Source organism: Amycolatopsis sp. NBC_01488, from assembly GCF_036227105.1.
Lineage (GTDB): Bacteria > Actinomycetota > Actinomycetes > Mycobacteriales > Pseudonocardiaceae > Amycolatopsis.
This window is the reverse complement of record NZ_CP109434.1, coordinates 4,053,307-4,071,515: the sequence shown is the minus strand read 5'-3', so window position 1 is coordinate 4,071,515 and position 18,209 is coordinate 4,053,307. Positions and strand designations below refer to the sequence as shown.

The 18,209-nt window shown below is 71.8% G+C and carries 19 protein-coding genes; 11 read left to right on the top strand and 8 right to left on the bottom strand.

Annotated features, from left to right (window positions below; translation table 11 throughout):
• Nucleotides 1-33: 33 nt before the first annotated feature.
• The 7 genes from OG738_RS19790 (at nt 34) to OG738_RS19760 (ending at nt 8,896) form a co-directional block, all read left to right on the top strand.
• Nucleotides 34-1,563, top strand: a complete 1,530-nt coding sequence (locus OG738_RS19790) for a sugar ABC transporter ATP-binding protein (protein WP_329055878.1) — start codon at nt 34-36, stop codon at nt 1,561-1,563.
• On the top strand, nt 1,560-2,573 hold the full coding sequence (locus OG738_RS19785) for an ABC transporter permease (RefSeq protein WP_329055877.1): 1,014 nt from the start codon (nt 1,560-1,562) through the stop codon (nt 2,571-2,573). The genes OG738_RS19790 and OG738_RS19785 overlap by 4 nt, the downstream gene beginning before the upstream one ends.
• A gap of 13 nt (nt 2,574-2,586) precedes the next feature.
• Nucleotides 2,587-3,573, top strand: a complete 987-nt coding sequence (locus OG738_RS19780; RefSeq protein ID WP_329055876.1) for a substrate-binding domain-containing protein — start codon at nt 2,587-2,589, stop codon at nt 3,571-3,573.
• Nucleotides 3,573-4,979: an L-fucose/L-arabinose isomerase family protein gene (locus OG738_RS19775; RefSeq protein WP_329055875.1), complete on the top strand. Its 1,407-nt coding sequence runs from the start codon at nt 3,573-3,575 to the stop codon at nt 4,977-4,979. The genes OG738_RS19780 and OG738_RS19775 overlap by 1 nt, the downstream gene beginning before the upstream one ends.
• Nucleotides 4,980-5,069: 90 nt before the next feature.
• Nucleotides 5,070-6,431 carry an MDR family MFS transporter gene (locus tag OG738_RS19770; RefSeq protein ID WP_329055874.1) on the top strand — a complete coding sequence of 454 codons (1,362 nt, stop codon included), beginning with the start codon at nt 5,070-5,072 and terminating at the stop codon, nt 6,429-6,431.
• A gap of 83 nt (nt 6,432-6,514) precedes the next feature.
• Nucleotides 6,515-8,011, top strand: coding sequence for an alpha/beta hydrolase (locus OG738_RS19765; RefSeq protein WP_329055873.1), 1,497 nt, complete (start codon nt 6,515-6,517; stop codon nt 8,009-8,011).
• Nucleotides 8,012-8,083: 72 nt separating this feature from the next.
• On the top strand, nt 8,084-8,896 hold the full coding sequence (locus OG738_RS19760) for an SGNH/GDSL hydrolase family protein (RefSeq protein WP_329055872.1): 813 nt from the start codon (nt 8,084-8,086) through the stop codon (nt 8,894-8,896).
• A gap of 1 nt (nt 8,897) precedes the next feature.
• On the opposite strand, the gene OG738_RS19755 is transcribed toward OG738_RS19760, so the two are convergent.
• Both OG738_RS19755 and OG738_RS19750 read right to left on the bottom strand, forming a co-directional pair.
• The gene (locus OG738_RS19755; RefSeq protein WP_329055871.1) at nt 8,898-9,683 is read right to left on the bottom strand and encodes a DeoR/GlpR family DNA-binding transcription regulator; all 786 of its coding nucleotides are present in this window, start codon (nt 9,681-9,683) and stop codon (nt 8,898-8,900) included.
• Between the two features lie 131 nt (nt 9,684-9,814).
• Nucleotides 9,815-10,984, bottom strand: a complete 1,170-nt coding sequence (locus OG738_RS19750; protein WP_329055870.1) for an epoxide hydrolase family protein — start codon at nt 10,982-10,984, stop codon at nt 9,815-9,817.
• A gap of 81 nt (nt 10,985-11,065) precedes the next feature.
• Between OG738_RS19750 and OG738_RS19745 the strand changes: the two genes are divergently transcribed.
• Complete coding sequence (locus tag OG738_RS19745; RefSeq protein ID WP_329055869.1) at nt 11,066-11,632, top strand: CGNR zinc finger domain-containing protein; 567 nt, start codon at nt 11,066-11,068, stop codon at nt 11,630-11,632.
• 8 nt (nt 11,633-11,640) lie between these two features.
• On the opposite strand, the gene OG738_RS19740 is transcribed toward OG738_RS19745, so the two are convergent.
• The 5 genes from OG738_RS19740 to OG738_RS19720 form a co-directional block, all read right to left on the bottom strand.
• Nucleotides 11,641-11,796 carry a hypothetical protein gene (locus OG738_RS19740; RefSeq protein ID WP_329055868.1) on the bottom strand — a complete coding sequence of 52 codons (156 nt, stop codon included), beginning with the start codon at nt 11,794-11,796 and terminating at the stop codon, nt 11,641-11,643.
• Nucleotides 11,797-11,859: 63 nt separating this feature from the next.
• Nucleotides 11,860-12,702, bottom strand: coding sequence for a class II fructose-bisphosphate aldolase (locus OG738_RS19735; protein WP_329055867.1), 843 nt, complete (start codon nt 12,700-12,702; stop codon nt 11,860-11,862).
• On the bottom strand, nt 12,702-13,610 hold the full coding sequence (locus OG738_RS19730; RefSeq protein WP_329055866.1) for a 1-phosphofructokinase family hexose kinase: 909 nt from the start codon (nt 13,608-13,610) through the stop codon (nt 12,702-12,704). The genes OG738_RS19735 and OG738_RS19730 overlap by 1 nt, the downstream gene beginning before the upstream one ends.
• A 7-nt stretch (nt 13,611-13,617) precedes the next feature.
• On the bottom strand, nt 13,618-14,499 hold the full coding sequence (locus OG738_RS19725; protein WP_329055865.1) for an SIS domain-containing protein: 882 nt from the start codon (nt 14,497-14,499) through the stop codon (nt 13,618-13,620).
• A 173-nt stretch (nt 14,500-14,672) separates the two neighbouring features.
• The gene (locus OG738_RS19720) at nt 14,673-14,894 is read right to left on the bottom strand and encodes a hypothetical protein (RefSeq protein WP_329055864.1); all 222 of its coding nucleotides are present in this window, start codon (nt 14,892-14,894) and stop codon (nt 14,673-14,675) included.
• Nucleotides 14,895-15,033: 139 nt separating this feature from the next.
• On the opposite strand from OG738_RS19720, the gene OG738_RS19715 reads away from it, so the two are divergent.
• Nucleotides 15,034-15,474 (top strand): GNAT family N-acetyltransferase, encoded by a 441-nt coding sequence (locus tag OG738_RS19715; RefSeq protein ID WP_329055863.1) that lies wholly within the window; start codon nt 15,034-15,036, stop codon nt 15,472-15,474.
• A gap of 2 nt (nt 15,475-15,476) precedes the next feature.
• Here the strand turns inward: OG738_RS19715 and OG738_RS19710 are convergent, their stop codons facing one another.
• Complete coding sequence (locus tag OG738_RS19710) at nt 15,477-16,103, bottom strand: hypothetical protein (protein ID WP_329055862.1); 627 nt, start codon at nt 16,101-16,103, stop codon at nt 15,477-15,479.
• A 536-nt stretch (nt 16,104-16,639) separates the two neighbouring features.
• Between OG738_RS19710 and OG738_RS19705 the strand changes: the two genes are divergently transcribed.
• Nucleotides 16,640-17,803: a lytic transglycosylase domain-containing protein gene (locus tag OG738_RS19705; protein WP_329055861.1), complete on the top strand. Its 1,164-nt coding sequence runs from the start codon at nt 16,640-16,642 to the stop codon at nt 17,801-17,803.
• Entirely contained in the window at nt 17,800-18,066 is a 267-nt protein-coding gene (locus OG738_RS19700; RefSeq protein WP_329055860.1) for a hypothetical protein, read from the top strand. The genes OG738_RS19705 and OG738_RS19700 overlap by 4 nt, the downstream gene beginning before the upstream one ends.
• The last annotated feature ends 143 nt before the right edge of the window (nt 18,067-18,209 follow it).

Sequence of the window (18,209 nt, the reverse complement as noted above, 5' to 3'; positions counted from 1 at the left end):
TTACTCCCATCTTCCGCCGACGCGAGGGGTGTCATGGAAGAGCCGGGTACTCCGCTGGTCGCGATGACCGGCGTCAGCAAGGCCTACGGCGGCACGCTCGCCTGTGACCACGTCGATTTCACCGTGCGCCGCGGCGAAGTGCACGCACTGCTCGGGGAAAACGGTGCCGGGAAGTCGACGCTCGTGCGGATCCTCTGCGGCGACGTCACCGGCGACCGCGGCGTCATCGAGATCGACGGCGAGCCCGCCGCCTTCGGCAGCCCCGCCGACGCCCGCGGACGCGGGATCGCGATGATCCCGCAGGAACTCGACCTCGTGCCCGGGCTTTCGGTCGCCGCCAACATCTTCCTCGGCCGCGAGCTGCGCACGAAAGCCGGCACGATCGCGCGGCAGAAGATGCACCGCGAGACGCGGGAACTGCTGGCCCGCACCGGGATCGCGCTCGACCCGAAGCGCGCGGTCGGCGAGCTGCGCACCGGTGAGCAGCAGCTCGTCGCCATCGCCAAGGCGCTTGCGCTCGACGCGCGCGTGCTGGTCATGGACGAGCCGACGTCCGCGCTCACCGGCGCCGAGGTCGAGCGGATGGTGAAGGTGATCGACGAGCTCCGCGACGCGGGCGCCGGCATCGTCTACATCTCCCACCGGCTCGAGGAGATCGGCCGGATCGCCGACCGCGCCACCGTCCTGCGCAACGGCCGCGTCGCCGCCCGGTTCACCGCCCGCGACCTGACCGCCGAACAGGTCACCGAGGCGATGATCGGCCGGCCGGTCCAGGCGCTGTTCCGGGTCAAGCACGGCGAAACCGGCGGCGAGCTGCTCCGCCTCGACGACTTCGCGCTGCGCCCGCGACGCCACCGGCCCGGCCGCCGGGAGCCCGCCGGGGTCTCGCTGACCGTCCGCGCGGGCGAGATCGTCGGCCTGGGTGGTCTGCTCGGCTCGGGCCGCACGGAACTCCTGGAGACGCTCTTCGGCGCCGGGACGCGGGGGCGGTGGTACGGGCGCATGTCCTTGCACGGCCGGGAAATCCGCCCGAGGAGCCCGCGCCACGCCGTCAAGCTCGGACTCGCACTCGTGCCGGAGGATCGCCGCGTCGCCGGGTTGGCCCTCCCCCATTCCGTCCGCGCCAACACCGCACTGTCCGTTGTGGACAGACTGGCCACGGCGGGGTTCCTCACCCGCCGGCGCGAGAACGACGTCGTGGCGAAGGTGCTCACCGAGCTGAAGGTGAAGGGCGGCCTCGCCGACCTCGTCGGCACGCTCTCGGGCGGCAACCAGCAGAAGGTCGTGCTGGGCCGGGCGTTGCTCACCGAGCCGAAGCTGCTCCTGCTCGACGAGCCGACCCGCGGCGTCGACGTCGGCGCGAAGGCGGAGATCTACCAGCTGCTCGCCGCCGCGGCCGCCCGCGGCATCGGCGTCCTGCTCGCCTCGTCCGAGCCCGCCGAGCTGGTCGGGCTGTGCGACCGCGTCGTCGTCCTGCACGACGGCCGGAGCAGCCGAGAACTCGACACGCACGACGCGGGCGAAGCCGAGCTGCTGGCCGCGGCGATGGGGGAAACGCGATGACCACGGCCGAGTTCCTCCCGACGCGGCGCGCCGCCGCCGCCGTCGACACGCTGTTCCGCTTCCAGAGCTTGTTCGGCCTCGCGCTGGTGCTCGTCGCGGCGGTCGTGTTCTCGCCGTCCCACGACGGCGACCTGCTCTTCCTCGACAGCGAGAACCTGTTCAACGTCGTCCGCGCCATCTCGGAAATCGGCATCATCGCCATCGGCATGACGTTCGTGATCCTGATCGGCGGGATCGACCTCTCGGTCGGGGCCGTGCTCGGGCTCGCCGCGGTCGGCTCGGCCGTGCTGCTCGTCCAGAACGGTCTCGGGGTGCTGCCCGCCGTGCTCGTGGTGCTCGCCGCGGGCCTGCTCTTCGGGCTGCTGCAGGGCGTCGCGTCGGCGGTGTTCGGCATCCAGGCGTTCATCGTCACCCTCGCCGGGCTGCAGGTCGCGCGCGGGCTCGCCCGGATCTGGTCCGGCGGCCAAGGCGTGCAGATCTCCTACGGCGACGGCCCCGGGGAAGCGCCCGTCGCGTTCTCGCTGCTCGGAGAGCGGACGTTCGACGGGCTGGTGCCCGTTCCCGCGGTGATCTTCGCGGTGGTCGCCGTGCTCGCCGTCGTGTTCCTGCGCACCAGCGCGTTCGCCCGCCACGTCTACGCGATCGGCGGCAACGAGCAGGCCGCCCGCCTGTCCGGGGTCGCCGTCACCCGGGTCAAGGTGCTGGTATACGGCCTGAGCGGGCTGCTAGCCGCGCTGGCCGGGATCATCCACGCCGGCCAGCTGAACCAGGGCAGTCCCAACGACGGCAGCGGCTACGAACTCGACGCGATCGCCGCGGTCGTGATCGGCGGCACGGCGCTCTCGGGCGGGCGCGGCTCGGTGTCCGGGACCATCGCCGGCGCGCTGCTGCTGGGCGTGCTCAACAACATCCTGGCGCTCAACAGCGTCGACCCGAACGTGCAGCTCCTGATCAAAGGCCTGGTCATCGTGGTCGCCGCGGGCCTGCAGCGGCTGCGGCCCACACCGTAGAGGGGAAGAAGAGATGTCCGGAAAGCACTTCTTGATACCCGCGCTCGTCCTCGTCCTGGCCGCCTGCGGCACCACGCACGAGAACTCCGGGCCAGGGGCGACGACGGCGGCCGCGGCCTGCAAGGGCGCCGCGGGGAAGTACACCATCGGGGTCAGCCAGGCCAACGTCGCCGAGCCGTACCGCAAGCAGATGGACGACGACATCGCCCGCGCGGCGAAGCAGTACCCGCAGTTCACCGTCACCTTCGCCGACGCGCAGCAGGACAACGCCAAGCAGGTCGCCGACGTCGAGAACTTCCTGACGCAGCGGATCGACCTGCTGATCATCAGCCCCAACGAAGCCACGCCGCTGACCGCGGTGGTCAAGAAGGCCTACGACAAGGGCATCCCGGTGCTGGTGCTGGACCGCAAGGTCGACGGCGCCGCGTACACGCAGTGGATCGGCGCCGACAACGTCGACATCGGCCGGCAGGCCGGGCAGTACCTGGCCGACAGGATCCTGCCCCAGGGCGGCAAGATCGCCGAGATCCGCGGGCTCGCCGGGTCGACTCCGGCGAAGGAGCGTCAGGACGGCTTCGCGAAGGGCATCGAAGGCCGCGGCATCGACATCGTGACCACTGTGGACGGTGACTGGCTGCGGGAAAAGGGCCAGCAGCAGGCGGACGCGGTGTTCAAGGCGCACCCGGAAATCCAGGCCGTCTACGCCCAGAACGACCCGATGGCCGAAGGCGCGTACCTCGCCGCGAAGGCCGCCGGGCTGGATCGGAAGATCAAGTTCATCGGCATCGACGGCCTGCCCATCCCGTCCGGCGGGATCAAGGCGGTGGAAGCCGGGCGCCTCGCGGCGACGTTCGTCTACCCGACGGGCGGGCGCGAGGCCGTCGCGTCCGCGAAGAGCATCCTCGTGGACTGCGCCAAGCCGGCGAAGACGCAGCTGCTGCCGACCCAGCTCGTCACGCCGGCGAACGCCGCCGAGGTGTACGCGAAGGGCAACGGCTGATGGCCCGCGTCGGCGTCATCTCCCTCTCCGACGGCCGCGACTACGTCCACAGTGGAATCGCGGGGTTCGTCCGCGGCACCGAGGACCGCCTGGTCGCCGCGCTCGCCGAAGCGGGCCACGACGTCGTCCGGGCGTCGGCACCGGTGTCGGCCAACACGGTGGCCACGTCGGTCGCGCGCGAGGTCGAGGCGGCCGGGGTGGACCTGACCGTGCTGCACTACTGCGTCTGGGCGTTCCCGCACTTCACGATGCTCGCCGCGGGCGCGCTCAGCGGGCCGCTGGTGCTGGTCGCGAACCTCGACCCGGTGCAGCCCGGCATGGTCGGGATGCTCGCCGCGGGCGGCGCGCTCGACCAGATCGGGCGGCCGCACACCCGGCTCTGGGGCGATCCTTCGGACGTCGTCGCCGTGATCGGGACGCGGGCCCGGGCCGCGGCCGCGGTGGCGAAGCTGCGCGGCAGCACGTTCGGCCGGATCGGCGGCCGGCCGATGGGGATGAACACCGCCGTCGCCAACACCGACCAGTGGCAGCGGCAGTTCGGCATCGACGTCGAGGAGATCGACCAGTGGGAGATCGTCCGGCGCGCCGAAGCGGCGGATCCGGTGGAGAAGCGCGGGGCGCGGGAGTGGCTGGAGCGGCACGCGACCGTGCGCTACGACGGCGTCAAGCTGACGCCGGAGCTGCTGGAACGGCAGGCCGGGTCGTACGTCGCGATGCGGTCGCTGATCGACGAGGGAAGCCTGGACTTCACCGGGATCAAGGGCCAGCCCGAGTTGACGCAGCACTTCGCGACGATGGACGTCGCCGAGGCGTTCCTGAACGACCCGTACGACTGGAACGGGCCCAAGGAGACGCACGTCTGCGCGACCGAGGCCGACATGGACGGCGCGCTCACGATGCAGCTGATGAAGCACCTGTCGGGCACGCCGGTGCTGTTCGCCGACGTCCGCCACTACCACGCCGACCGCGACATCTGGGACCTCTGCAACTCCGGCCAGCACGCGACGTGGTTCGCCGCGCGCAGCGACGACCCGGCGGAGAACCTCGCCCGCGTGACGCTGCACCCGGCGGTGTTCTTCTTCCCGGCGGGCGGCGCGTCGGTGCACCACATCGCGGCGCCCGGGCAGATGACGCTGGCCCGACTCACCCGGCTCGACGGCCGCTACCGGCTGCAGCTGATGCTGGGCTCGTTCGAAGACTACGACGCCGCAACGACTTCCGCGTTGGCGGCCCAGTCGACCCCGGAGTGGCCGCACGCGTTCGCCCGGCTCGACGCACCGGCGTCGACGTTTCTCTCGCGGTTCGGCGCCAACCACATCCACGCGGTGCCGGGTGACCACCGGGCGGAGTTGCGGGCGGTGTGCGAGCTGGTGGGGATGAATCTGGACGAGTTCACGCGCGGGTGACCGGAACTGTCGGTGCCCTCCGCTAACGTGGAAACCGGGGGCTGCTCGGTCCTTGACTTCACCCTTGCTTCAGCTTTTACCGTCGGCACCATGACCGCTCCTCCCCTTCCCCGCACCGTCTGGATCGCCTCCGGTGTCATGGCCCTCGGTGGCTTCCTGGGCAACATGGACGGCTCGATCGTCGCGGTCGGGCTGGAGTCGATGAGGCTGCACCTGGGGGTCAGCCTCATCGCCGTCCAATGGGTCGCGACGGCGTTCCTGCTCGGCCTCTCGGCCGCGCTGCCGCTGACGCCGTGGCTGGTCAAGCGGCTCGGCGCCGGACGGCTCTGGCTGTGGGCGCTGGCCGCGTTCCTCCTGACGTCGGTGGCCTGCGCGCTCGCGCCGGACGCGATCACCCTGATCGCCTTCCGCGCGCTGCAGGGCATGGCCACCGGCGTCATGGTCACCGCCGGGCAGACGGTGATCGGGCTGGCCGTCGGGCCGGAGCGGCTCGGCCGCACGATGGGCACGCTCGGCCTCGTCGTCGGGCTGGCACCGGTCGTCGGGCCGAGCGTCGGCGGGTTCCTGCTCGCGCACTTCTCGTGGCCGGTGCTGTTCTGGCTCAACCTGCCCATCGGGCTGCTCGCGTTCGGCCTGGCGCTGCGGTACGTGCCGCGCGGCGACCGCGGGCAGCCGCCGAAGCTCGACTGGCCGGGCCTGGCCTTGATCTCGCTCGGCCTGCCCCTGCTGGTCTACACGCTCACCGAGCGCGACGCGCTGTTCGCGGCCGTCGGTGCCGTCGCGCTCGCGGTGTTCGGGTGGCGTTCGCTGCGCGTGCGTCACCCGGTGCTGGACCTGCGGCTCGCCGCGCGGCCCGTCATGGGCTCGGCGCTGGCGTCCGTCCTGCTCGCCGGCGCCGGGATGTTCGGAGCGGTCTTGCTGCTGCCACTGTGGTTCCAGGTCCGGCTGGGTGCCGGGCCGGCCGAGGCCGGTGTCCTGCTCGCGCCGATGGGCCTGGCCACGACGGTGTTCGTGCTGGTGGCCGGACGGCTGACCGACCGCTACGGCGGCGGGACCGTCTCGCTCACCGGATCGGTGGTGGTGCTGGCGAGCACCGTCCCGCTACCGTGGCTCGGCCCGGACGCCCCGATGTGGCTCGTCCAGGGGCTGCTGGTGGTCCGCGGCGCGGGCCTCGGGCTGTCGATCATGCCCGCGTCGACCGCGGCCTACGCGTCGGTCGAGGCGAGCGAACTCGGCCACGCGACCGCGTTGGTGAACATCGTGCTGCGCGTGGGCGGCGCGGCCGGGGGCGCGTTGTGCGTGATCGTGCTGGCGCGCGGCCTCGCCGTCGACCCTGCGACGGGCTTCGGCCGGGCGTTCGGGGTACTCGGAGCGTTGTGCGCGCTCGGCACGGTCGCCACGGCCTGGCTCCGGCGCGCCGAGCGTCCGTCCACAGTGGACAGAACGACGTGATTCACCTGGGAACCTGGCGCGCTGCCCGGATTGGTGATTTCCTGGAGCCGATCAACCACTGTCGGTAGGGGGAAGGACTGGCGATGTCGGGGGTCTCGAAGCGGCTGGTCACGGCCGCGGCAGCAACGGCGGTACTGGGGAGCTTGCTGGCGGCGACGCCGGCGTCGGCCACCCCGTCGATCGACTGGAAACCGTGCGCGGACGCGCCGGGCGTGGAGTGCGGCGCGGTCACCGTGCCGATCGACTGGGCGCACCCGGACCGGGGCACGGCGAGCATCGCGCTCGCCCGGCGCAAGGCCACCGACCCGCAGGCGCGCATCGGGTCGATCCTGATGGACCCGGGCGGCCCCGGCGGGTCGGGCGCGGGTGAGGTCAAGGACGGCTGGACGCTCTCGCCGGAGATCACCAAGCGCTTCGACACCGTCGGCTTCGACCCGCGCGGCGTCGGCGGCAGCACCCAGATCAAGTGCGGGCTCGACGAGTTCATCGCCGACTACCCGCGGGTACCGCGCAACCAGGCCGAATTCGACCAGCTCGCGGCGCACAACCGGAAGCTCGGCGAAAGCTGCGACCGGCTTTCCGGCCCGCTGGGCCAGTTCGGCGACACCGAGAGCGTCGCGCGGGACATGGACGTCATCCGCGCCGCGCTCGGCGAGAAGAAGCTGACGTACTACGGCGTTTCGTACGGCACGCTGATGGGCCAGCAGTACGCCGAACTGTTCCCGGACAAGGTCCGCGCGCTCGTGCTCGACAGCAACATGGACCATTCGCAGTACACGGCGTGGGACTTCCTCACCAGCGAAACGCAGTCGGTGCAAGCGGAGTTCGGCGAGTTCGTGGCATGGTGCGGCCGCACGCCGAGCTGCGCGTTGCACGGCCAGGACGTCTCGAAGGTGACACGCGACCTGCAGGACAAAGCCGCGCGCGGAGACCTGAAGGACCCGGAGAGCGGCGAGGTCGTCACCCCGCTCACGCTCGCCGGGATATTCCAGGGCTCTTTCTACGGCCCGGAGTGGGATCGGCTGGCGACGATGCTGAAGTCGTACGCGGACGGCACCAAGCCGGCCGCGTCGGCGCGGCTCAAGGAGGACACCCCGGTCAACACCGTGTTCCAGAGCGTGTTCTGCGACGACTGGAAGCTCCCGGTGCACAACTACGCCGAGCTCGAGGCCTACCGCCGGACGGCCGCTGCGCTCGCCCCGGACGTCAAGGTCAACTCGCTGGGGTGGCAAGCGGTCACCGGTTGCATCGGCTGGCCCAACCGGACCAGCAACCCGCAGCATCCGCTGCAGGTGCACGGCGCGCCGCCGCTGCTGATGGTGAGCAGCAAGTACGACCCGGCCACGCCGTACGCGTGGTCGCAGGCCGCGGCCCGCCAGAGCGGCAGCACACTGCTCACCTACGACGGCTGGGGCCACGGCGCGTACTTCAAGAACAGCCCCTGCGTCATCAAGGCGACCGACGACTACCTGATCAGCGGAAAGCTCCCGGCGCGCGGCACGCACTGTGCGGCAGTCGAGCCGGGGACGGCCGAAGCCCGGATCGCCGGGCCGAAACCGCCGTCGACGATCGGCTTCTGACGCTTCCGTCGCGTGGCCGGGACGAGGCACAATCGTTCCGGCCACGCAGCGGTGCGGGGAAGGGAGCCGAGAATGCTTCGTCGATTCTTCGTCATGGCCGCGGCGGTCGTCGCGGCGAGTTCCCTCCTCGCGGCGCCGGCGGACGCGTCTCCACGCCACGGCGAGTACCTCGCGCTCGGCGATTCCGTCGCGTTCGGCTACCGGCCCAACGCAGGCGCGGCATACCTGAACGCGGCCAACTTCAGCGGCTACGCGGAGAAGTACGCGTCCCTGCGCGGGCTTCGGCTCGCGAACGCGTCCTGTCCCGGCGAGACGACCGGAAGCATGCTGAACGTCGCAGCGCCGAGCAACGGCTGCGAGAACGGCTACCGGCTGGCGTACCCGCTGCACGTCGCGTATCCGGGCGCGCAGATCGACTACGCGGTGCAGTACCTGCGGAACCACCGGGACACCCGGCTCGTCACGCTGACCATCGGCGCGAACGACATGTTCCGGTGCCAGAACACGACACCCGACCACTGCACGGGGCCGGACTTCCAGGCCGCGTTGAGCCAGGCGAGCCGCAATCTCGCGGCGATCCTCGCCGCGGTGCGCGCCCACTACCGCGGTGACCTCGTGCTGGTGTCGTACTACTCCCTCGACTACCGCGACGCGACGCAGGTGGCACAGGTCAAGGCGATCGACGCGGCGTTGACGCAGGTGACCCGCCGCTACCACGGCAAGATCGCGGACGGCTTCACGGCGTTCCGCCTGGCGTCCCTGCGCACGGGCGGCGACCCGTGCGCGGCGGGGCTGCTGGTCAAGCTGCCGACCGGCGGCTGCGACGTCCACCCGTCCGCGGCCGGGCACCGGGCCCTGACCGCGGCACTGGTGTTCGCGCGCTGAGTCAGACAGCCCGGACTTCGACCCCGGCGGCTTCGAAGGCCCGCACCGCCTCCGGGTCGGCGTCGGTGTCCGTGACGAGGGCGTGCACCTGCGTCGTTTCACAGATCCGGGCGAAGGCGCGCCGGCTCAGCTTCGACCCGTCCGCGACGGCGACGACGCGTTCGGCGCGTTCCACCATCAGCCGGTTGATGCTGGCCTCGCCCTCGTGGTGGGCGAACGCGCCGGCTTCCGGGTCGAAGGCGTCGACGCCGAGGAAGAGCAGATCGATGGTGAGCTCGCTGAGCACCCTCGTCGCCAGGGGCCCGCTCAGCTCGAACGACTGCGGCCGCGCGACCCCGCCGGTGACGACGATCTTCACGTTCGGCCGCACGGCCAGCTCGTGCGCGATGTTGAGTGCGTTCGTGACGACGGTGATCCCCGGCGCGTCCCCGCGTCCGGCCAGGTCGGACCGGATGGCGAGCGCCCTCGCGACCCCCGCGGTGGTCGTCCCCCCGTTGAGGCCGACGACCATCCCCTTCGCGGCGAACGCGGCCGCGGCGGCACTGATCCGCTGCTTCTCCGGCACGTGCCGCGCGGTCTTGTAGCGCAGCGGCAGGTCATAGGCGAGATCATTGGCGACGGCACCCCCGCGAGTGCGCGTCAGCAGCTGCTGCTCGGCGAGGTGGTCAAGATCCCGCCGGATGGTGGCGGCCGAGACGGCCAACTCCCCGGCGACGTCCTCGACGTCGATCTTTTCCCGCTGTCCCAGCATGTCCAGCAGGGCGCTCAACCGTTCGTGCCGGGCCATCGGCGGTACTCCCTAGCTTGCCCCTCGGCGGTCGATCGCGCATGAGGTTGCGCTGTAGACCGCCGTTTCGAGCAGTATGCTGCATTGGGGGTGGCCCTTGCACCGCGGCACGCCGGTCGGGCCGCTCGTGGTCACCGGCCGGCGGCCAGCACTGCCGCGAGGCCCTCTCGCAGATCCTCGACGAAGTACCCGGGCACCTCCAGCGACGGGAAGTGTCCCCCGGTTTCGGGCGACCGCCATCGGACGATCTGCCGGTACCGCTCCCGCGCCCACGGACGCGGGCACTTCTCGATGTCGCGGGGATACATGCTGATCGCCGACGGGACGTCGACCCGGAGTTCGGGATCCAGCGAGTTGTGGCTTTCGTAGTAGATGCGGGCCGCTGATGCGCCGGTTCGCGTCAGCCAGTACAGGGTGACGTCGTCGAGGATCCGGTCTCGGGAAATCGTCTCGAACGGGCTGTCTTCGGTGTCCGACCACTCGGCGAACTTGTCGAGGATCCAGGCAAGCAGCCCGACCGGTGAGTCCACGAGCGAATAGCCGATGGTCTGCGGCCGGGTCGCCTGCTGCTTCGCGTACGCCGCGCGGTGGTGCCAGAAGTCGCGGGTTTCCTCGGTCCACCGGCGCTCGAGCGCCGTCAGCCCGTCGGTCGGCAGCCCGGGCGGTCCCTCCGCGAACGTCGTGTGGATGCCGAGCACGTGCGCCGGGAACCGGCCGCCGAGAACCGTGGTGATGTTGCCTCCCCAGTCACCTCCGTGGGCCAGGAACCGGCCGTAGCCGAGCCTGCCCATCAGGTCCACCCAGGCGCCCGCGATCTTTTCGGTGCCCCACCCGGTGGTCGCCGGCTTGTCGCTGTAGCCGAAGCCGGGCAGCGAGGGCACCACGACGTGGAACGCCGGCGGGGCCGCCTCTTGCGGATCCGCCAGCTCGTCCACGACGTCGACGAATTCGGCGATGCTGCCGGGCCACCCGTGGGTCAAGATCAGCGGCGTGGCATCCGCGCGCGCGGATCGGCGGTGCAGGAAGTGGATTCCCAAGCCGTCGACGGTCGTGCGGAACTGGCCGATCCGGTTGAGGCGGTCTTCGAACGCCCGCCAGTCGTACCCGGTGCGCCAGTAGTCCACCACCTCGGCGAGGTCGGCGAGCGGAACGCCCTGATCCCATCGGCGAGAGCCGGGTGCGGCGCGGACCGTCTCGGCTTCCGGGAGCCGCGCGGCGGCCAGTCGCGCGCGCAGATCGTCGAGATCGGCTTCGGGTGCGTGGGCTTCGAATGCTTGCACGGCGGTGGTCGAACGGGACATGGGACCTCCTAGCTGTCGCGAACCGGCTTAGACGGTTCTAGCAGCCGCTCACCCCAAAGTGCAACCTGCTAAGGTGGTTCCATGCGTGCCGAGTTCCCCGACTTCCGCCTCGGCAGCGTGCTGGCGACCAGCTTCACGGCGACACTGACGGAGCGTCGTGGCGACGCCGTGGAGCGCATTCCGACGCCGCAGCGGCTCGTCGACTGGCTGGCCGTGACCGGCCTCGCCGTGGACTCCTGCACCACCGCCCAGCTTGACCTCGCCCGGGAGTTGAGGGAGTCGATCCACGCCGCCGCGACCGCGGCCGCGCTCCAGGACCCTCTGCCCGCGCCTGCTGTCCGCGTCATCAACGACCGCAGCGCTCAGGGTCGGGCCTCGGCTGTCCTGACGCCCGAGGGCAAGCGGCGCTGGCAGCTCAGCTCGGCTTCCCGCGTGGAAGACGCCCTCGGCGTGATCGCCGCCGACGCGATCAGCATCGTTTCCGGCGAACGAGACGGAAGGCTGGCCCTGTGCGCATCACCGACCTGCCAGGCCGCCTTCTTCGACACCAGCCAAAGCCGCACCCGCAGGTGGTGTGACATGAACACGTGCGGGAATCGCCAGAAGAAGGCGCGCTTCAACGCCAATCAGCGCAAGAAAACCGAGTGATCGTCACTTCACGGCAGCCGAGCACCCGTCGCCGCGTCGAACAGGTGCACTGACTCCCGCTTCGGCTCCAGCTCGATCCGCTCGCCGCGCTGCCAAGGCGCCATTCCCGGCGCGCGGACCGTCAGCACCTCCGACCCGGCCCGGCAGTACAGGTACTGGTTCACCGGGCGCGCGAACAGCGCGATCAGGGTGTCGCACTGCGCGTTGGTGCGCAGTTTTATGGTCTTTCAAGCATCTGTCAACACGAGCAGGTGCAACAATCGCCGCACTTCGGCCGTGACGGCGGCACGTCCCGCACCCAGGTACTTCCGCGGGTCGACGCGCTCGGGGTGGGCCCGCCAGTCGTCCGCGGCGGCCGCGGTGAACACCTTGTTGAGCTGCGTCGCGATGTTGACCTTCGTCATCCCCGCGCGCACGGCATCGGTGAGCCCCCGGTCGGAAACGCCGGACGAGCCGTGCAGCACCAACGGCACCTGCACGCGCTCGCGCAGCCGCGCGATGAGGTCGAAGTCCAAAGTGGCGTCCCGGGTCAGCATCGCGTGCGAACTGCCGACCGCCACCGCGAGCGCGTCGACCCCGGTGGCCGCGGCGAACTCCGCTGCCTCACCGGGATCGGTGCGCGCACCCGGCGCGTGCACGCCGTCCTTGCCGCCGATCTCGCCGAGCTCGGCCTCCACCCAGACGCCGTGGTCGTGGCAGAACGCGACCACCTCGCGGGTTTCGCGCACGTTGTCGGCGTAGTCCAGTCCGGACGCGTCGAACATGACCGAACCGAACCCGAGCGCGACGGCTTCGCGCACCAGCTCGCGGGACTCGGCGTGGTCGAGGTGCACGGCGACCCGCGCTTCGGCCACGCGGGCAGCGGCCAGTGCCGCGCCGCCGATCGGCGCCAGCGCGCCGTGGTAGCGCACGGCGTTCTGGCTGAGCTGCACGATCACCGGCGCGTCCGCCAGCGCCGCGCCTTCGACGATCGCCGTGATGTGTTCCAGCTGGATCGCGTTGAAGGCGCCGCAGCCCCGCCGGGCCGAGGCGGCCTCCGCGACGATCTCCCCGGTGGCCACCAGAGGCATCAGGACTCCCGTTCCGGCCGGGCGCGCACGGCGACCAGCTCCCGTTCCCGGTGGTAGTGCGCGAGGTCGACGTCGCCGGCGAGCGGCCCGAGCACGGCCGCGCCGGACAGCGCGACGGCCCGGCGCAGGATCTCCGGCCACGGCTCGCGGCGGCAGAGCCCGAGCGCGAGCGCCGCGACCACGGCGTCGCCCGCGCCGGTGCTGTTGCCGGTGAGCACGCTCGACGGCGTCGCGTGCCAGACACCCGCGGCCGTCACCGCGAGCAGGCCGTCGGCGCCGAGCGAGACGACGACCGCGCCGGCCCCGGCCGTGCGCAGCTCGGCGGCCGCGGCGACGGGGTCGTCGATGCCGGTGACCTCGCGAAGCTCTTCGAGGTTGGGCTTGACCACGGTCGGCCGGCCGGCCAGCCCGGCCAGCAGCGCCGGGCCCGAAGTGTCCAAGACGGACGTCGTGCCGGCGAGCAGCCGCGCGTAGCCGTCCGGCGGCGCCCCCGGCGGCAGGCTGCCGGAGCACACCAGCACCTCGGGTGCACGATGCCGGACGCGCTCGGCCAGCAGCGCCCATTCGGCCGCGGTCAGCTCGGGCCCCGGCTCGGCGAGCAGGGTGACCGATCCATCCACTGTGGACAGTACGGTGGTGGTCCGGCGCGTCTCGCCGCCGATCGGCACCAGGTCCGCGGGCAGCCCGGCCGCACCGAGGTCGGCCGCGAACTCGGCCCCGGTGGCGCCGCCCGCGGTGGTGACGGCCCGGACGTCGACGCCGAGCGCGTGCAGCACCCGGGCGACGTTCACGCCCTTGCCGCCCGCCCGCTGCCGCACGTCGCGGGCCCGGTGCACGGCGTCCGGCACCAGGCTGTCCACGGTGTAGGTGACGTCGAGCGCGGCGTTCGGCGTCACGGTGACGATCACCGCGGGCTCATGCGAGGACGACGGATCGCGTGAGGCCGCGCGGGTGGTCCGGGTCGAGGCCCTTGCGCCGGGCGATCGCCCCGGCCACGAGCTGGGCGCGGACGAGGTCGGCGAGCGGGTCGAGGCCGCTCTCGACGAAGGTGCCGCCCGCGCGGCGGACGTCGTCGGCGAGCCCGTCCGGTGCGCGGCCGAACATCCACGTCACCCGGCCCGGCTCGCTGATGCTGATCGGGCCGTGCCGGTAGTCCCACGCCGGGTAGGACTCCGTCCACAGCAGGCACGCTTCGCGGAACTTGAGCGCGGCCTCGTTCGCGATCCCGACCGACCAGCCGGTGCCGAGGAAGCTGAGCTGTTCCGCCTCGACCAGCGGGGCCGGCAGCGGCTCCGCCAGCACGCGCTCGGCCTGCGCGACGACGTCGGTCAGGTCCTCGCCCAGGTGCGCACGCAGCATCGCGAGCGCGGTGGTGGCGAAGCGGGTCTGCACGACCGAGCGTTCGTCCACCACGGACAGGTCGACGACGGCGTCGGCGGCGTGCGCGATCGCGGCGGGCACGCCGGTGATCGCCGTGGTCTTCGTGCGGCCGCGCAGCTTCGCGAGCAGGGTGTGCACCTCGGTGGTGGTGCCCGAGCGGCTCAGCGCGAGCACGTGGTCGTAGGCGCGCCCGGAAGGGAATTCGGACGCGGCGAAGGCGTCGGTCTCCCCGAGTCCGGCGGTTTCGCGCAGCACCGCGTAGGCCTGACCGACGAACCACGACGTGCCGCAGCCGACGATCGCCACCCGGGCGCCCGGTGCGGGCAGCCAGCCGCTGTTCGCCGCGGCGAACGCGCCCGCCTCGAGCCAGCAGCCGGGCTGGCTGGCGACCTCCGCCGCCATGAAGGTTCCGCTCATAAACTCCCCGTCCGTGCCGGTCGTGCGCAACAGCTGTCACGGTAGGTGCAGTTTTGTGCATCGTCAATCGTCGTATCGAGCAACTTCACACATGGCCTGCGCACGCACGTGCACCCGGGGACACCAAAAAGGCCACCCTCGACGAGGGTGGCCTGCAGGAGAGCGCGGCGGGGCTAGCGCGGCTTGCGCCGCCAGAGGCCGATGACCACGGCCAGTGCGCGGGAACGCGGCGTCCGGGCGACGACCGGCTCGGGACCGACGCGACGGCGCATCCGGTAGGCGAGCTCGAGCACCTCGAGGTCTTCCGGGCGGCGTCTGCCGTGGACGTCCGGCCGGAGCATCAGCTCCCCGACCGTGACGGGCTTGCGACTGGCACGGTGCGCCGTGCGCGTCATCGGGAACCTCCGCTGAATCGGACCTGCCGGGACCTGGTGGCTGCCGATTCTATGAATCGCATTCGGGTTCGTCACCTTACTCACCAGTTGTGTCCGGTGTGTTCATCGAACCGGTCAACCGGGGCGTTAGCCTCGGCGCATGATCACTATCGGGCGCCTCGCCGCGGAAGACCGCCAGGCTTGGGAAAACCTGTTCGCCGGCTACAACACGTTCTACGGCAGGACACTCGCGCCCGAGCTGATGGACCGCGCGTGGCGCGAGTTCGGCACCGGCGAGCGGATGCACGCGCTCGGCGCGCGGCTCGACGGCGAGCTGGTCGGCATCGTCCACTTCTTCCCGCACGCCAGCACGACCTCCGCCGACGTCTGCTACCTGCAGGACCTGTTCACCGCCCCGGAAGCCCGCGGGCACGGGGTCGGCCGGGCCCTGATCGAAGCCGTCGCGGACTGGGCTCGGGAGCGGCGCTGCGTGCGCGTCTACTGGCACACGCAGACGTCGAACACGACCGCTCGCCGGCTTTACGACCAGGTCGCGCTCGACAAGGGGTTCATGCAGTACCAGATCCCGCTGGATTCCTGATCTCACCGGCGGTGGTGGCCGCCGCCACAGCCGTGCTGACCGGGCGACGGAGTCTGCTGCCCGGCCCAGTCGCGCCACCACTGCGAGAAGTCCGGAATCTCGTGCCGCACCGAAGCCGCCTGCTTCGGCGGGCTCTGCGCCTTCGACGGTTTCGCCGGTTTCCCCGGTAGCTTGACCTTGTCGATGATCTTGACGGCCTTCGCGAGATTTCCGCGATGGGCCGGCGTGGGTCCGGAATCCGGCTTCGAAACCCCGGCGGCCGGAACGATACCGGCCGTTTCGGCGGGCGGCGGCACGGATTTCGGAGCGGGCTTCGCGGGCGGCACCACGACGTCCGCGGCGAACGGCACCAACGCGGCCGACGGCGGTTCCAGGCCGACCGGCGGCCAGGCCGCGCCCGCGCTCCGCTCGACCGGCATCGACACCGCCGTGGCGACCCCGCCGGTCAGCGCCAGCGCGCCGGCGACCACGGAGAACACCCGGAGCCGGGCGAGCGAGCGCAGGACCGGCGGTTTCTCCCGGTGCCGCGCACTCGTGCCCGCCACGCGGTACCGGTCGGGCGCCACCTCGGACCGGACCAGCAGTTCGGCGACCGTGACCGCCTCGCGGCGCGGAACCCTGCGTGCCATCAACCCCTCCTCCCTGGGCCGACCGGACGCCACACTGCGTCCGGTCGGCCGATCATAGGAATGGTTCAGGTCGCTGTAAAGGCTCGCTCACCCTGAGTTTTCGGCCGAGCCTGCCGCCGCCGTCCACCTGCGGCACGCTGCCGGTGACGAACAGGATTCGCCGGCACCGGCAGGGTCGCGGCGGTGATGTCCCCGTGGCGCACGCCCGGCGAATGCGGCGCGAACACCGGCGCGGCACGGAACCGCGCTCGACGCGGTGATGCGGACGAAGCGGCAGCGACGGCGGCGCAGCTCGCGGCGGCGGCCGGGGGCTCCGCAAACCCTCCTCAGGAACCCGTTAAGTCCCGGTGAATGTGACAGATTCCCTACGAAGGTTTTGTGCCATCAGGACGAACTTCTCGTCGCCGCCCCGATTTCGCTGTGCCATTCGCCAAAGTTTGGTTCCATCGGATAGCTTGCTCCTACCGGTCAGTACCGGTGGGTGAGGGCCGATCGGTGAGGCGATCAGCGAAGATCGAGGGAAGCGGGGACGCACCATGCCGAAGCACCGGCCACGGCGCAAGGGCTCGCGCGGGGTCCGCAGGACCGCGGCCGCGCTCGCCGGCGGCGCGCTCGTCGTGCTGCCGACGCTGACCACGGGCCTGCCGACGCCGGTGGTCATCGCCGGTGCCGGGGAGACCCTGCCGGACCAGGCCGCCCCGATCCAGCAGCCGAACATCGTCATGCCGCCCGTCGCCGTCGACGGCAGCCTGCCCCAGCCGCCGCTGCCCACCCCGCTGGTCGTGCCCGGCGGGCGTGCCGGCTCGGCGGGCATTTCCGGGCCGCTCGGCATCCCGGCGAGCATGCTCAAGGCGTACCAGAACGCCGCCGAAATCCTGGCGAAGGAACAGCCTGGCTGCCACCTCGACTGGGCGCTGATCGCGAGCATCGGCCGGATCGAGTCGAACCACGCGCGCGGCGGGTACGTCAACGCCAACGGCGACACGCTGGAGCCGATCCTCGGCCCGGTGCTCAACGGCGCGGGTGCATTCGCCGCGATCCCGGACACCGACGGCGGCAAGTACGACGGCGACCCGGTCTGGGACCGCGCGGTCGGCCCGACGCAGTTCATCCCCTCCACGTGGCAGGGCTACGCCTCCGACGGCAACGGCGACGGCGTGTCGAACCCGAACAACATCTACGACGAAACCTTGGCCACCGCGCGCTACCTGTGCTCAGGTGGTCTGGACCTGTCGACGGACGCCGGACAGCGCTTGGCCGTCCGCCGCTACAACAACTCGCAGTCCTATGTGGACACTGTGCTGGCGTGGGCCGCGGCCTACCGCGGCGGCGTCGCCCAGCTCCCCGACAGCCAGGTGCCGATCGGCACGCCCAACGCCCCGGACTCCGCCGCCGCGGGCAGCCCGGCCGGCATCCCCGCCCCGCCGGCGCCCCCGGTGACCGCCCAGCCGCCGGGCTCGCTGCCGGGCACGTCGACGCCGCCGACCACCACGTCGCCGACGTCGTCCACGCCGACCACCACGCCGGGCAGCCCCACCACCGATCCGACGAAGACCCCGCCGGCGTCCACCACCCCGCCGGCCACCACGCCGCCGCCGTCGACCACGGCCACCACCACCCCGCCGCCGGCCACCACTCCGGCCGACTCGGCGGGCACGGCCACCGAAACGACCACCACCACGACGAGCCCGACGGGATGAGCCCGGTGGAGCCGTTCCTGGTGCACATCCGCTGCGACACCGACGGCTACACCCATGCCGTCACCGAGGACGAGTTCGCGGCCGGCCGCCGCGACGGGCGGTTCCTGGCGGTGTGCGGGCACGTGGTGCTGGCGGCACCGATGATCGAGGCACCCGGCCGGTTCGACCCCGTCTGCCGCGACGTCCTGCGCGGCGACGTCCCCGCCGAACCGACGGTGCCCCGGCAGGAACGGCGCCGCTCCAGGTGGCGCACCCGCCGCTAGCGCATGCTGGAACGCTGCCGCCCGCACCGGTGAGCGCACCGCCCGATCACCGATGCTCGCACCCGGCCCGGCCGCGTCCGCGGCGACGCCGAGTTCGCGGACAAGTGGCGCCGGACGCGCCGATGACCGAGGCACACCCGCAG